The following is a 14,615-nucleotide window of genomic DNA, read 5'->3' as shown; positions in this document are numbered from 1 at the left end:
CAGCTATCATGATGGATATGAGAACTTCGTGCTGCGACACCACACCGCACGCGGTGTTTTTACTTATCGGCCCTGATCAGGCTAAATAGCTGCGCCTGATCGCCCACCCACCGGATTTGTCCCATGTCCCGACAACGGCTCGCAATTGCCTGGATCGCCTGCTTCGCAGTGCTGTTCAACATGCTCGCCATGCCGATGTCCGGAGCGATGGCGCAGACGGCGAAGGCGCCAGCCGAACAAGTGTTGTGGGGCAGTTTCTGCTCGTCCAGCGGCACCCGGATGGTGGCGATCTCCCTGGGCGATATCGAACAAAAAGCCCCGCAAAACGACGATCATTCCAACATGCAACATTGCTGGTGCTGCAGCGGCTCCGCGCCATTGGTGGCGTTGCCTGGACATGAGCCACGGTTGTATTACACGCAGTTCGAAGCGAATCGAAGCCTGCCTCCCGCCGCATTCAATATCCCGACACCCCGCCAGCAATGGCCCAGCCTCAACCCCCGTGCCTCGCCTCTGGTGTGATGACATCTCGCAATTGATCTGCGTTTTGAATCGCCTGGAGAACTGCCATGTTGAACAGACTTATCGTTCTGGCCGCGTTGCTGCTGCCTGCCTGCTTTGCCAATGCCCATGAATACACGCTCGGCGATCTGCAGATCGCTCATCCCTGGTCGCAGGAATTGCCGCCCAATGCGCCGACCATCGCGGCCTATTTCGTGATCCACAATGCAGGCAAGACCGCCGACCGCCTGCTCAGTGTCGACTCGCCGATCTCGGGTGAAGCGCAATTGCATGAGCATGTGATGCAAAACGACCTGATGAAAATGCAGCCGGTACCGAGCGTCGAAATCCCCGCGGGTGGCGATGTCACCTTTGCACCGATGGCCTACCACGTCATGTTGCTGGGGCTGAAAGACCGAAGCCTGCTTAGCGATGGCAAGCGCTTTGCGCTGACCCTGCACTTCGAGAAGTCCGGTGACGTGACGGTCGAAGTGGCGGTGCAGAAGCAGGCGCCCGAGGCCACGCAAAAGCACGCTCACGCTCAATAATCCGCTGAGCTGAGGCCGCCCATGCGCCCGCCAGGCACCAGGTCATCCGCCCACCGTCGTCAGCCCTTGAGCCTGACGCGCGGCAGCTGGATCAGCCTGTTCGCCATGTTGATGATCTTTATCGGCCCACTGATTTCTCAGTCGATGCCGATGGATCAGCGTACCTCCATGCCCCTGGACATGGGCATGAACATGTCGATGGACATGAGCATGGACATGTCGGCGATGGATCACGCCGATCACGCCGCTCAACCAACGGCCGAGCATTGCCCGCCAGCGTCCGGACACCACGCAATCTGGGAAAAATGCGGCTATTGCAGCCTGCTGTTCAATTGCCCGGCGCTCACCGGTGGCGCTGCATTCACAGCGTTCGATACCCCGCCCGCCAACACGTACACCACGCCATCTCCTCGCCAGGGCCATGCCCGGCAAGCCTTCTTCCCCGGCGCCCGCACCCGCGCCCCGCCCGTCGTCGCGTAAACAACCCACCTCAGGTGTCACACGGTCCTCCAGGAGCGACCGTGTCGTTTACGACTGTTCGATGGAAATTGTCATGTCCAGGTTTGCTGCTGTCCCCTGCTTGAGCGCTGCCCAAGCCCCCCTTGCCCCGAACGCATCCAGCATTCGCTTCAGGCACGCCACCGCCCTCCTGTGCGGTGCCTTGCTCGCGCCTTGCGCGCTGGCCGATGAACACGCAGGTCATAGTGAAGAATTGACCCCGACGGTCATCACCGCCATTGCCCCGAACTCGCCACTGACCATCGTCACCAACCCCAGGGAGCCGCGCCAACCCGTGCCAGCCAGCGACGGGTCGGACTATCTGAAAACCATTCCGGGCTTTGCCCAGGTACGCAATGGCGGTACCAACGGCGACCCGGTATTGCGCGGCATGTTTGGCTCGCGCCTGAATATCCTCACCAACGGCGGCATGATGCTCGGCGCGTGCCCCGGTCGGATGGACGCACCGACCTCGTACATCTCCCCAGAAACCTACGACCAGCTGACCGTCATCAAAGGTCCGCAGACCGTGCTTTGGGGACCGGGTGCCTCGGCCGGCACCATCCTGTTCGACCGCGAACCGGAAAATTTCGGCCAGCTCGGCAACCGGGTGAACGCCAGTGTGCTGGCCGGCTCCAATGGCCGCTTTGACAAGCTGGTGGACGCAGCCGCCGGCGGGCCACTGGGTTATGTGCGGGTTATCGGCAACACCGCCCAAGCCGACGACTATAAAGATGGCAACAACGACACCGTGGCATCGCGTTATGACAAATGGAACGGCGACGTTGCGCTCGGCTGGACCCCAGACACCGATACCCTGCTGGAGTTGACCGCTGGCAAGGGTGACGGCGAGGCACGATACGCAGGACGCAGCATGGACGGTTCGCAGTTCAAGCGCGAGAGCCTCGGCCTGCGCTTCGAAAAGTCCAACATCAGCGACGTGCTGGAACAGCTCGAGGCGCAGGTCTACTACAACTACGCCGACCATGTGATGGACAACTACACGCTGCGCACGCCTTCCGGCACCGGGATGATGGCCGGCCCCATGGCCTCCAATGTGGACCGGCGCACCCTCGGCGCGCGAGTCAAGGCCACCTGGCGTTGGGCCGACGTACAGTTGATCAGCGGCATTGATGCGCAGACCAACGAACACCGTCAACGCAGCGCCATGGGCATCGACACCTACAAGGACCAGCCGTACACCAAGGATGCCGACTTCCACAATTACGGAGTGTTCAGCGAACTGACCTGGTACGCCGTCGAGCGTGACCGACTCATTACCGGCGCACGCCTGGACCGCGCTTCGGCCAAGGATTACCGGCAAACCATCGGCTCGGGGATGATGACCCGCCCCAACCCAACCGCCGACGACACGCGTGCCGATACGCTGCCCAGTGGCTTCATTCGCTACGAACACGACCTGGCCGGCAGCCCGACCACACTGTATGCGGGCCTGGGCCACACCCAGCGCTTCCCGGACTACTGGGAACTGTTTTCGCCCAACTCCGGCCCCGCCGGATCGGTGAATGCCTTCGATTCGATCAAGCCTGAGAAAACCACCCAGATCGACTTCGGCCTGCAATACAAAGCCGAAGATCTCGAGGCCTGGGCCTCGGCCTACATCGGCCAGGTGCGTGACTACATCCTGTTCGACTACACGACCGGCATGATGGGGATGACCTCGCAAGCGCAGAACATCGACGCGCGAATCATGGGTGGCGAACTGGGGGCTGCCTACCGGCTCACCGAACACTGGAAAGCCGACGCCACCCTGTCCTACGCCTGGGGCAAGAACAGCAGCGATGGCAATGCCTTGCCACAAATGCCGCCGCTGGACGCCCGCTTCGGCTTGACCTACAGCGAAGACAACTGGAGCGCTGGCGCGCTGTGGAGACTGGTTGCCGCGCAAAACCGTATCGACCTGAACAAAGGCAACGTGGTCGGCAAGGATTTCGACAAGACCCCGGGGTTTGCCGTGTTCTCGCTCAACGGTGCCTATCGGATCAACCAGCACTGGAAGGTCAGCAGCGGTGTCGACAACCTGTTCGGCAAGGCCTACGCCGAACATTTGAACCTGGCCGGCAACGCCGGTTTCGGTTACCCGGCCAATGACCCGCAAGCCATCAAGGAACCGGGGCGCACGCTCTGGACCAGGATTGATATGAGTTTCTAACAACAAAAGTCAAAAGATCGCAGCCCCCTGTAGGAGCTGTCGAGTGAAACGAGGCTGCGATCTTTTTACAGACAAATGATTTCGCCAATGCGGAGCACACGTGATGAAACAGCCCAAAGTGAATTTCTACAACCTGGCCTGGCGCTGGCATTTCTATGCCGGATTGTTCGTTGCGCCATTCATGGTGATGCTAGCCCTGACCGGCACCATTTACCTGTTCAAACCGCAACTCGACTCACTGATGTACAGCAGCCTGATCAACGTCCCAGCCGGACACCACACGGTGCCGGCCGATGACCTGCTCAACCGGGTCAAGGCCGCCTATCCACAAGGCACGATCAAACAATACCTGCCGCCGGTAAACCCCCAGCGCAGTGCCCAGTTTGTCGTGCTCAACGGTGGTAACGAGCTGAATGTGTTCGTCGACCCGTATCACGGTGACATTCTCGGCGAACAAGACGCCAAGAAGAACCTGCAGGCGGTCGCGCGAGCGATTCACGGCGAACTGATGATCGGCACCGTCGGTGACCGACTGGTGGAACTGGCCGCTGGTTGGGGGGTGGTGCTGGTGGTGTCCGGGGTGTTCCTGTGGTGGCCCCGTGGTCAGGCCGCGGGCATTCTCTGGCCTCGCCTGAACAGTCGAGGCCGGGTGTTGTGGCGTGACCTGCATGCCGTCACCGGCTTCTGGGGCGCCTCGTTGCTGCTGGTGATGCTGCTCAGCGGCATGACCTGGACCGGCTTCTGGGGCCAGCAATACGCCGCCGTCTGGAACATCTTTCCGGCGGCAATGTGGGACAACGTGCCAAAGTCCGACGTCGAAGCGCGCAGCCTCAACAGCGCCACCCGCCAGACTGTGCCGTGGGCCATGGAAAATACACCGATGCCGATGTCCGGCGATCACGCCGAACACATGGCCCACGATGCAGCGCCAGCCGGCCCGGCCGCGCCGACCATCAGCCTGCAGGACGTGCAGGACATCGCCGTGCAACGCAAGGTTGAACCGGGCTACAGCATCACGTTCCCGACCACGGCCACCGGCGTGTTCACCATCGCCGTGTTCGCCGATGACCCACGCAACGATGCCACCCTGCATGTCGATCAATACACCGGCGACGTCCTCGCCGACGTCCGCTACGAGCACTACGGCGCCGTCGCCCGCGCCACGGAAATCGGCGTGATGCTGCACGAAGGCAAGATGTTCGGCACGCTCAACCAGATCATTGTCCTGCTGATCTGCCTGATGATTCTGCTCAGTGCGGTCAGCGGCGTGGTGATCTGGTGGAAGCGCCGTCCGCAAGGCAAGCTAGGTGTCCCACCGCTGCGCCACGACCTGCCGAAATGGAAAACCGCGATGGTGATCATGTTCGCCCTGGCGGTGGCGTTTCCGTTGGTGGGTGCTTCATTGGTGGTGGTGTGGGTGTTGGACAAGCTGCTGTTGGCACGCCTCAATCGGCAAGCCGAACCCGACTCCGCCACTTGAGGATACCCGGGCAAGCGTGAAGCCCCTTCGGCGTCAGTCGCTGAAGGGGCACATCGGTGTCCAGCAAAAAACTACAACTCATCCCGGGTGGGTTTGTCGGAGGCGTCGGGCACCTGTTGGCGAGCGATTTTCCAGTCTCGTCCAAGTCGACCCGGCTGGTGCCAGTCAGCTGCCGTTTTGAGCACTCTAAGCACGCCGACGACCGCCAACCTTAGAACAAAGTCTTCGGATGAAACAAAACGACCGGTGAGTAAAAACCGGCCTTCTTCCGGGGTGTGGCTGGGTGCGTATTTGAGCAGCGCACCATGGCGCGTCGAATAGTAGAACGCGTCAATATCAAACCCTTTGGCTTTCAAGGCATGTGTGTGTGCATAGACCGACGCAGCGGATGCATAGTCCACCTCCACCGGGACGGTGGGGATGGCGGTCGACAGGACCATCTCGTGGCTGGCCACCAGCGAATAACCGTCAGGAAAGTGCGGTGCTTTGTTCCTGGGCGTGGTCGATGGGTCGCTCGCGATGCGGAAGATTCGCTGCAGCGCCTCATAGGAGGAAGGCGAATCCACTACTGGTTCCAGGCCGACGTATGAACGGGTCGCGATTTTGCCTAGCACCGCGCTGGCCAGCACCGCTGGCTGCCCACCGACATTCGCCGCTCGAAGGTGAGCATGGCGAGCCGCATCGTCGGGATGGTGAAACACGGGCCCTATAGGCAGGACCGGATTGCTTGCCCAGCGTTCTTCGTCGGAACCAGCAGGCATGCGTGGAACCCAGTCATTGCCCACAATCCCCGGACACGACCAGTAGGGACTTGTCACCAGGACCTCCAGTCGCCCCGCCACCGCCATGCGCCGAATGTAACGGGTCAGGCTGAACTTGCCCTGCTCGATATCGCGCCAGTCATCCTGCGCCTGCGCCAGTGATGCGAACGGATTGTCCCTGAACTCGACCTGCCCGAACTTATCCAGTGTCTCAACGGGATCGAAGGCGTCTAGCTGCAAATGTAACAAGGCACCGTCGGCACAGGAGAAGTAGATCGACCGGTAGCCTTGGGCGGTGTAGGCAACAACACGTGCCAGGTTCACATCCATGGGTGAAAAGAAATGCCGATAATCTTCGTCCGGCAAATTCTGAGGCGCTTGTGCACCACACATGAACATTCCGCTGGAGACGAAGCGGTAAGGTAATGCACCGGGAAAGATACGTTGGTAGTCGAACCTGGCGTTCAGCGCTTCGACGGGCAAGGTTGCCATGAAAGAACCGTCGCGAACATTCCTGAGCAGGAATCCAAAACTCAGCGCGGAACGATTGCCCGCCTGCTCATGAGCGAAGCGCGCGGCATCCTGCTCGCGAATATGCAGGGGACTGTAGGCCGGTTCGGCCACGGCATCCCTGCGACCGCTTGGGCGAATCGCCGTTGCAAATGGCACAAACTCCAACACCGCACGCGGATAGCCCCACAGTCGGCTCCCCACGACCACTTGCAGGTAACCGGACTTGGCCAGTTTGTTTACCCAGTCTGTCGGTGACAACAGGCCCAGATGGATCTGCTCCTTGATCCAGGCCCCATCCAGGTCGCGAGCCGGTTTACCTGATGCACTCAATACCTGGCTCAGGTCGGCGCGGATTCGCTCCCACGTTCCGACTCGATAACGAATGGTCGATCCTTCGGGTGCAAACAAGTACTCGTCGAGCGTTTGTTCCTTGCGGGTGAAAGCCGTGTAGACCACATCAACCGACAACATGTTGAGATAAAGCGTCTTATCAACCGGCGACATGACGACAGGCAGCGCACGCGCTACCCTTGAGCGGTAGCGTCCAACGATCGTGCAGCCCGCCGGAAACTGCCCGGAAGTGACTGACTCATCGGGGAATATCCAATTGATGTCAAAGTCCTCCTGGGGGATTTCGACAGGATCGGTCGCAACAAAGAACCCGTCGGCACGCTTCAGGACCAGGCCGCCGTATGCGCCTGTCTTGCCTTGCGGTATTTGCGAGCGGGCATGCAGCGCAGCGTCATCGGCTGAGAGGAAAACCGGACTCAACGCTCGGCGCTCCAGGTACTGACTGGGTGTCCAGTAGGCGCCGATCACCCCTTTCCTGTCCCAGCACAGACTGGTGCGCATGACTTGCAAGGCGCCGCTGTTCGCGACCACTCTGACGTAGTCGGTCGAAGTGAGCTTGCCGCTGGCCAGGTTACCCTGAATATCTTCCAGGCCCATGTTCGGGACGTCGTTGTCGAACAGCTTGGTGCCCTTGCGCGGGACATATTTGAGCAGCGCCCCATCCTGGGTCGAAAGGTAGAGCGGAATAGGTGTGTTCCCCTCCACTACCGGACGTCTTCTTGAGTTGTAAACCACAACATAAAGATCGCGCGGCACGATGAAGTGCTGGGCCAACCAGCGCCTGGATTCGTCTCGCGCATGCTTGACGCGCTGACGCGAGTAAAAATAGGAATGCGGTATAAATGACTCGGGGTAGATAGTCTCCAGGGTTCTGGACTCGCTGAACAAACTGCGCAATGAATAAAGTTTGTCCCGCACACCACCGACCGGGACCAGTTCGGTGGCGACGTATTCCTCCTTGCCCTGTTGCTTGAGGATGAACCCGAACCAGGTCTGTTCCTCGTCGTGGTGTCCCGCGTCCCTGGAATAGCGATCGAGGGCTGCCTCATCGGCTGACGGGAACACCGCCCCAAAGGACACCCGTTCCGGCACGGTACGTTCCCAGGGGCCGGGGACGCGCTCACCGGTGACTTTACCCCGTGGTCGCCAACGGCCGTTGCTGATGAGGACCTGCAAATCGCCGGCAGCCGCGGCCTCCACGACCAATTGTTCCGGTTTGACGGCCCCCGTCTCGATCCCTCGGGCAAGTTCGCCCGGTGCCAGCGCGGTCCCCAGTTGCCCAAGCAAGCTCAACGTGCGCGGTCCGCCAGGGGTGAAAGCTATCAGGCTGTCCTCGGCCCCCGAAAGATAGGCCGGATAGTCGCTCGCCAGGATGTTGCGCAACTGCGTGACGCTGAACATCAGCAAGCTCGTCGTTGCGTCCTCGACGGACCATTTCAGCTGCGCGACCTTGCCGGCGTCGAGCGTCGAAAGCGCAGGGTGAGAATAGAAGCGACCGTGCAAGACGTGGTCGTCGGGAATCACCTGGTGATGAGAGACGACACTGACGGGCTGCTCTGCCGGTTCGGTTATGACAAATCGCCGATCGCTTCGCTGAAGGATATAGCCGAAATACCCGCTGTCGCGGCGGCGACCGACTCGCTCATGGGCATAACGCGCGGCATCGTCAGCCGACAGGAACTCCCTGGCCAGCACATGCAGTGCAGATCCCGCACCTGCCGTGTAAGGCTGTTGTGATTGTTCATCCATGAAGTGGTACTCCTTTGATTCATTGATAGAGCCCCACTCTTGCACCGGAACACATTGCCCGGGCGGTACATAGTTACTACTTGCCACGCTCGGCACCAGTTGGGCGCATGGCCATGCCCCGCCTGCGCTGTCGTGCTCGTTCACGGTGCAGGCGGAGCACTCGCCGAACGGTTTTCCTCCTCAGGTAAAGCACTTCTGGCGTTAGGCACAGCCTTTGCTAAAGACCCTTCAGTAGTCCGCATCTGCCAACCAAGAAAAATATCCAACGTTCATGGAGATCGCACAATGAAGCGACGCAGTTTGATCAAGGCTTTCACACTCACGGCAAGCATTGCCGCGATGGGCATGACCTGGACTGTCCAGGCCGCCGAGACCATCAAGGTCGGTATCCTGCATTCGTTGTCCGGCACCATGGCGATCTCGGAAACATCGCTCAAGGACATGGCACTGATGACCATCGACGAGATCAACGCCAAGGGCGGCGTGAACGGCAAGATGCTTGAAGCGGTGGTGGTGGACCCGGCGTCGAACTGGCCTCTGTTCGCTGAAAAGGGCCGGCAGCTGCTGACCCAGGACAAGGTCGCCGTGGTATTCGGTTGCTGGACCTCGGTGTCGCGTAAATCGGTGCTGCCGGTGTTCGAAGAGCTCAATGGCCTGCTGTTCTATCCGGTGCAATACGAAGGTGAAGAGATGTCGCCGAACGTGTTCTACACCGGTGCAGCGCCAAACCAGCAGGCGATCCCGGCTGTGGAATACCTGATGAGCGAAGAAGGTGGCAGTGCCAAGCGCTACTTCCTGCTCGGCACCGACTATGTCTACCCGCGGACCACCAACAAGATCCTGCGCTCGTTCCTGCATTCCAAAGGCGTGGCCGACAAGGACATCGAAGAGGTCTACACGCCGTTCGGTCACAGCGACTACCAGACCATCGTCGCTAACATCAAGAAATTCTCGGCGGGTGGCAAGACGGCGGTCATCTCGACGGTCAATGGCGATTCCAACGTGCCGTTCTACAAGGAACTGGCGAACCAGGGACTGAAAGCCACTGACGTGCCGGTCGTGGCCTTCTCGGTGGGCGAAGAAGAACTGCGCGGTATCGACACCAAGCCACTGGTGGGCAACCTCGCAGCATGGAATTACTTTGAGTCGGTGGAGAACCCGGCGAACAAGAAATTCGTCGCCGACTGGAAAGCCTATGCGAAGAAACACAACCTGCCAGGCGCCGATAAAGCCGTGACCAACGACCCGATGGAAGCCACCTACGTCGGCATCCACATGTGGGCGCAGGCCGCCGAAAAAGCCAAGTCCACCGACGTCGACAAGGTTCGCGAAGCGCTGGCCGGCCAGACCTTTGCGGCGCCGTCCGGCTACACCCTGACCATGGACAAGACCAACCACCACCTGCACAAGCCGGTGATGATCGGCGAGATCCAGGCCGACGGTCAGTTCAACGTGGTATGGCAGACCGAAGGGCCGATCCGCGCCCAGCCGTGGAGCCCGTTCATCCCGGGCAACGACAAGAAGCCGGAGTATGCGGTGAAGAGCAACTGAGCCAATGGATGCCGGGCCTGACCGTACAGCTCAGGCCCGGCACAGTTCCCTGTGGGAGCGAGCCTGCTCGCGAAGAGGCCCTGACAGTCGACATTGATGGTGAATGTCAGACCGCTTTCGCGAGCAGGCTCGCTCCCACATTGACCGAGTAAGGCTAACGATATGCCCACTGCCCTTTACCGTTTTATCCTCGCCATCGCACTTTTACTGCCCATGGCCACTTTCGCTGGCGATGCCGAAGACTTCGTTGCCGCCAATCCCGTGCAACAGGCAAAACTGCTGGAAGCCTGGGCGGCGCAACCCGATCCGGTGCGTATCGAGCTGATCCACGCCCTGCAACAAGGGGTGTTGACGGTCGATGGCCAACCGAAAACACTGCGTTTGAATAACCGCCTGCGGGGTCTGATCGACACCGCCCTGGCCAGCCATCAATTGCTCGCCGCCGATGCCAAAACTCGTCTGGGCGCTGCGCAGCAATTGCAGAAAAGCGCCAAACCCGCGCAGCTGAAATTCCTCGACCAGCAACTCGCTGGCGAAAAAGATGAAGGCGTTCACGCCGCACTTAGCCTGGCGCTGGCCAACCTGCAACTGGTGGACACCGACCCGGCCGTGCGCCTCGCTGCGGTGCGCCTGCTCGGGGAAACTGGTGATCCATTGGCCCGCACTCGCCTGGAGAGTCTGCTGGAATCGGGCGTTGAATCCGACCCCAACGTGCGCACGGCTGCCGAAACCAGCCTGGCCCAGGTCAAACGCAAACTGCTGATCGGCGAAATGCTCGGACAGGCCTTCAGCGGGATGTCACTCGGCTCGATCCTGCTCCTCGCCGCCTTGGGACTGGCGATCACCTTCGGCCTGCTCGGCGTGATCAATATGGCCCACGGCGAAATGTTGATGCTCGGAGCGTACTCGACCTACGTCGTGCAACTGATGTTCCAGCGCTTCGCCCCGCAGGCCATCGAGCTCTATCCCTTGATCGCGCTGCCCGTGGCTTTTTTCGTCACCGCCGGGATCGGCATGGCGCTGGAGCGCACGGTCATTCGCCACCTCTACGGCCGCCCGCTGGAAACCCTGCTCGCTACCTGGGGCATCAGCCTGATGCTGATCCAGTTGGTGCGCCTGGTGTTCGGCGCGCAAAACGTCGAGGTGGCCAACCCGGCGTGGTTATCCGGCGGGATTCAAGTGCTGCCCAATCTTGTGCTGCCGTACAACCGAATCGTGATCATCGCGTTCGCGTTGTTTGTGGTGGTACTCACCTGGCTGCTGCTGAACAAGACGCGCCTGGGCCTGAACGTGCGCGCCGTCACCCAGAATCGCAACATGGCGGCCTGCTGCGGCGTGCCCACCGGGCGCGTCGACATGCTCGCCTTCGGTCTCGGCTCGGGCATTGCCGGACTCGGCGGCGTGGCGCTGAGCCAGATCGGCAACGTCGGGCCGGACCTCGGCCAGAGCTACATCATCGACTCGTTCCTGGTGGTGGTGCTCGGCGGTGTCGGGCAACTGGCAGGCAGCGTGTTGGCCGCGTTCGGCCTGGGGATCGCCAACAAGATCCTCGAACCGCAAATCGGTGCCGTGCTCGGCAAGATCCTCATCCTCGCGCTGATCATTCTGTTCATCCAGAAACGTCCGCAAGGCCTCTTCGCACTGAAAGGACGGGTGATCGACTGATGAACCAGCCCCTGATGCTCACTGCCAGCCAAAAGGCCGGTCCCAAAGTCACGATTGCCGTCGGTGCGGTAATCCTTGTTTTACTGTTGGCGTTGCCGTTGCTGTCGTTGTTGTCGCCGGACAGCGTCTTCCATGTCTCGGCCTACACACTGACGTTGGTTGGCAAGATTCTTTGCTACGCCATCGTCGCCCTCGCCCTTGATCTGGTCTGGGGTTATGCCGGCCTGTTGTCCCTCGGCCATGGCCTGTTCTTCGCGCTCGGCGGTTACGCCATGGGCATGTACCTGATGCGCCAGGCCTCGGGCGATGGCTTGCCGGCCTTCATGACGTTCCTGTCGTGGACCGAATTGCCCTGGTACTGGACCGGCACCGAAAGCTTCCTCTGGGCCATGTGCCTGGTGGTGCTGGCCCCGGGATTGCTGGCGTTGGTGTTCGGCTTCTTCGCCTTTCGCTCACGGATCAAGGGCGTGTATTTCTCGATCATGACCCAGGCCCTGACCTTCGCCGGCATGCTCCTGTTTTTCCGCAACGAAACCGGTTTTGGCGGCAACAACGGCTTCACCAACTTCCGCACCATTCTTGGCTTTGGCATCACGGAACCTGGCACCCGTGCGGTGCTGTTTTTCGCCACGGTGCTGTTGCTGGTGGCGAGTCTGTACATCGGTTGGCGCCTGGCGCAGAGCAAGTTTGGCCGAGTGCTGACCGCACTGCGCGACGCGGAAAATCGCTTGATGTTCTGCGGCTATGACCCGCGCGGATTCAAGTTGTTCGTGTGGGTGTTGAGCGCGGTGTTGTGCGGCCTCGCCGGTGCGTTGTACGTGCCGCAGGTGGGCATCATCAACCCGAGTGAAATGTCGCCGACCAACTCGATCGAAGCGGCGGTCTGGGTAGCCCTCGGTGGTCGCGGCACCTTGATCGGCCCATTGCTGGGCGCGGGCGTGGTCAATGGCATGAAGAGCTGGTTCACCGTGGCTTTCCCGGAATACTGGCTGTTTTTCCTTGGCGCGCTGTTCATCATCGTCACCCTGTACCTGCCCAAGGGCGTGATCGGTTTGCTGAAGAAAAGAGGTGAACAATGAGAGTCACTGCAACGGCTGAGTTCATGCTCGAACCGGCGTTTTTTCCGCCCTTGGAACCCAACAGGGACGCGGGCAGCAGCCGTGATGCCATTGGCCTCGGCCAACGTGCCGGAAAAGGCCTGAACACCCGCCACGGCACCATCCTGACCCTGGAAGACATCAGCGTAAGCTTCGATGGCTTCAAGGCGTTGAACAACTTGAACCTGTACATCGGGGTCGGCGAGTTGCGCTGCATCATCGGCCCCAATGGCGCAGGCAAGACCACGCTCATGGACGTGATCACCGGCAAGACCCGCCCCACCCACGGCAAGGCCTGGTTCGGCGAAACCCTGGACCTGACGCAAATGAGCGAAGTACGGATTGCCCAGGCCGGTATCGGCCGAAAGTTCCAGAAACCGACGGTGTTCGAAGCCCTGAGCGTGTTCGAGAACCTGGAGTTGGCGCAAAAAACCGACAAATCGGTGTGGGCCAGTCTGCGGGCGCGCTTGAGCGGTGAGCAGAAAGACCGTATCGCCGAGGTGCTCGACACCATTCGCCTGACCTCCTCCGTCAATCGCCCCGCCGGCTTGCTGTCCCACGGCCAGAAGCAGTTCCTGGAAATCGGCATGTTGTTGATGCAAGACCCGCAATTACTGCTGCTCGACGAGCCGGTGGCCGGCATGACCGACGCGGAAACCGAGTTCACCGCCGAACTCTTCAAGACCCTGGCCGGCAAGCATTCGCTGATGGTGGTGGAACACGACATGGGCTTCGTCGGCTCGATCGCCGACCACGTCACCGTGTTGCACCAGGGCAGCGTGCTGGCCGAAGGGTCGCTGGAACAGGTGCAGGAGAACGAACGGGTGATCGACGTGTATCTCGGTCGCTAGGCTTGATCGTTCCCACGCTCCGCGTGGGAATGCCGCCCGGGACGCTCCGCGTCCCACTGACAATGCAGGGTTCAATTCCTGCGCTAGGGTGACGCGCAGCGTCACGGTATGCATTCCCGCGCAGAGCGTGGGAACGATCACCGGGAGAATTTGAACATGTTGCAAGTGGATAAACTGCACCAGTACTACGGCGGTAGCCACATCCTGCGCGGCCTGACGTTTGACGTGAAGGTCGGTGAAGTTACCTGCCTGCTCGGCCGTAACGGCGTGGGCAAGACTACCCTGCTCAAATGCCTGATGGGGTTGTTGCCGGCCAAGGAAGGCGCGGTCAATTGGGAGGGTAAGCCAATCACCACGTTCAAGCCGCACCAACGGGTGCATGCCGGCATCGCCTACGTACCGCAGGGCCGGGAAATCTTCGGCCGCCTGACCGTGGAGGAAAACCTGCTGATGGGTTTGTCGCGATTCCCAGGCTCCGAGGCCAAGGAGGTCCCGGCGTTCATCTACGAGCTGTTTCCGGTGTTGCTGCAAATGAAGCAACGACGCGGCGGTGATTTGTCCGGTGGCCAACAGCAGCAGCTTGCAATCGGGAGAGCCTTGGCCAGCCGTCCACGGCTGCTGATCCTCGACGAACCCACCGAAGGCATCCAGCCGTCGGTGATCAAGGAGATTGGCGCTGTGATCAAGAAACTCGCGGCGCGCGGCGACATGGCGATTCTGCTGGTAGAGCAGTTCTACGATTTCGCGGCCGAACTGGCCGATCACTACCTGGTGATGTCCCGTGGCGAGATCGTGCAGCAGGGCCGTGGAGAAAACATGGAAGCCGAGGGTGTACGCGGCCTGGTTACGATCTAATCTGTGGCGTCCCGACGATAAT

Annotated in this window: 11 protein-coding genes; 10 read left to right on the top strand and 1 reads right to left on the bottom strand. The window is 60.7% G+C overall.

Annotation, left to right across the window (positions count from 1 at the left end):
• The first annotated feature begins 123 nt into the window (after positions 1 to 123).
• The 5 genes from QLG10_RS14445 to QLG10_RS14425 all read left to right on the top strand — a co-directional run bounded on the left by QLG10_RS14445 (position 124) and on the right by QLG10_RS14425 (position 5,200).
• A complete protein-coding gene (locus QLG10_RS14445; RefSeq protein ID WP_110753262.1) occupies positions 124 to 522 on the top strand; it encodes a DUF2946 domain-containing protein in 399 nt (132 codons plus the stop codon).
• 47 nt (positions 523 to 569) lie between these two features.
• Positions 570 to 1,049 carry a copper chaperone PCu(A)C gene (locus QLG10_RS14440; RefSeq protein ID WP_282487581.1) on the top strand — a complete coding sequence of 160 codons (480 nt, stop codon included), beginning with the start codon at positions 570 to 572 and terminating at the stop codon, positions 1,047 to 1,049.
• 21 nt (positions 1,050 to 1,070) lie between these two features.
• On the top strand, positions 1,071 to 1,529 hold the full coding sequence (locus tag QLG10_RS14435) for a DUF2946 domain-containing protein (RefSeq protein WP_110753264.1): 459 nt from the start codon (positions 1,071 to 1,073) through the stop codon (positions 1,527 to 1,529).
• Positions 1,530 to 1,602: 73 nt separating this feature from the next.
• Positions 1,603 to 3,720, top strand: coding sequence for a TonB-dependent copper receptor (locus QLG10_RS14430; protein ID WP_282487580.1), 2,118 nt, complete (start codon positions 1,603 to 1,605; stop codon positions 3,718 to 3,720).
• 103 nt (positions 3,721 to 3,823) lie between these two features.
• Positions 3,824 to 5,200 carry a PepSY domain-containing protein gene (locus QLG10_RS14425; protein ID WP_110753265.1) on the top strand — a complete coding sequence of 459 codons (1,377 nt, stop codon included), beginning with the start codon at positions 3,824 to 3,826 and terminating at the stop codon, positions 5,198 to 5,200.
• A gap of 71 nt (positions 5,201 to 5,271) precedes the next feature.
• On the opposite strand, the gene QLG10_RS14420 is transcribed toward QLG10_RS14425, so the two are convergent.
• Positions 5,272 to 8,574: a hypothetical protein gene (locus QLG10_RS14420; RefSeq protein ID WP_282487579.1), complete on the bottom strand. Its 3,303-nt coding sequence runs from the start codon at positions 8,572 to 8,574 to the stop codon at positions 5,272 to 5,274.
• A 285-nt stretch (positions 8,575 to 8,859) separates the two neighbouring features.
• Here QLG10_RS14420 and urtA point away from each other — a divergent pair, with 285 nt between their 5' ends.
• The 5 genes from urtA to urtE all read left to right on the top strand — a co-directional run bounded on the left by urtA (position 8,860) and on the right by urtE (position 14,593).
• Entirely contained in the window at positions 8,860 to 10,125 is a 1,266-nt protein-coding gene (gene urtA, locus QLG10_RS14415; protein ID WP_020797581.1) for an urea ABC transporter substrate-binding protein, read from the top strand.
• A gap of 162 nt (positions 10,126 to 10,287) precedes the next feature.
• On the top strand, positions 10,288 to 11,790 hold the full coding sequence (gene urtB, locus QLG10_RS14410) for an urea ABC transporter permease subunit UrtB (protein WP_282487577.1): 1,503 nt from the start codon (positions 10,288 to 10,290) through the stop codon (positions 11,788 to 11,790).
• Positions 11,790 to 12,869, top strand: coding sequence for an urea ABC transporter permease subunit UrtC (urtC, locus tag QLG10_RS14405; RefSeq protein WP_188264821.1), 1,080 nt, complete (start codon positions 11,790 to 11,792; stop codon positions 12,867 to 12,869). The genes urtB and urtC overlap by 1 nt, the downstream gene beginning before the upstream one ends.
• Positions 12,866 to 13,738, top strand: a complete 873-nt coding sequence (urtD, locus tag QLG10_RS14400; RefSeq protein WP_282487576.1) for an urea ABC transporter ATP-binding protein UrtD — start codon at positions 12,866 to 12,868, stop codon at positions 13,736 to 13,738. Before urtC ends, urtD begins: the two co-directional genes overlap by 4 nt.
• A gap of 156 nt (positions 13,739 to 13,894) precedes the next feature.
• Positions 13,895 to 14,593 (top strand): urea ABC transporter ATP-binding subunit UrtE, encoded by a 699-nt coding sequence (urtE, locus tag QLG10_RS14395; RefSeq protein WP_110753270.1) that lies wholly within the window; start codon positions 13,895 to 13,897, stop codon positions 14,591 to 14,593.
• The last annotated feature ends 22 nt before the right edge of the window (positions 14,594 to 14,615 follow it).

The organism is Pseudomonas sp. V98_8 (assembly GCF_029967975.1).
In the GTDB taxonomy this organism is placed as follows: Bacteria; Pseudomonadota; Gammaproteobacteria; order Pseudomonadales; family Pseudomonadaceae; genus Aquipseudomonas; species Aquipseudomonas umsongensis.
Note: the sequence above shows the minus strand (reverse complement) of the source record. Positions and strands in the feature narration are given on the sequence as shown.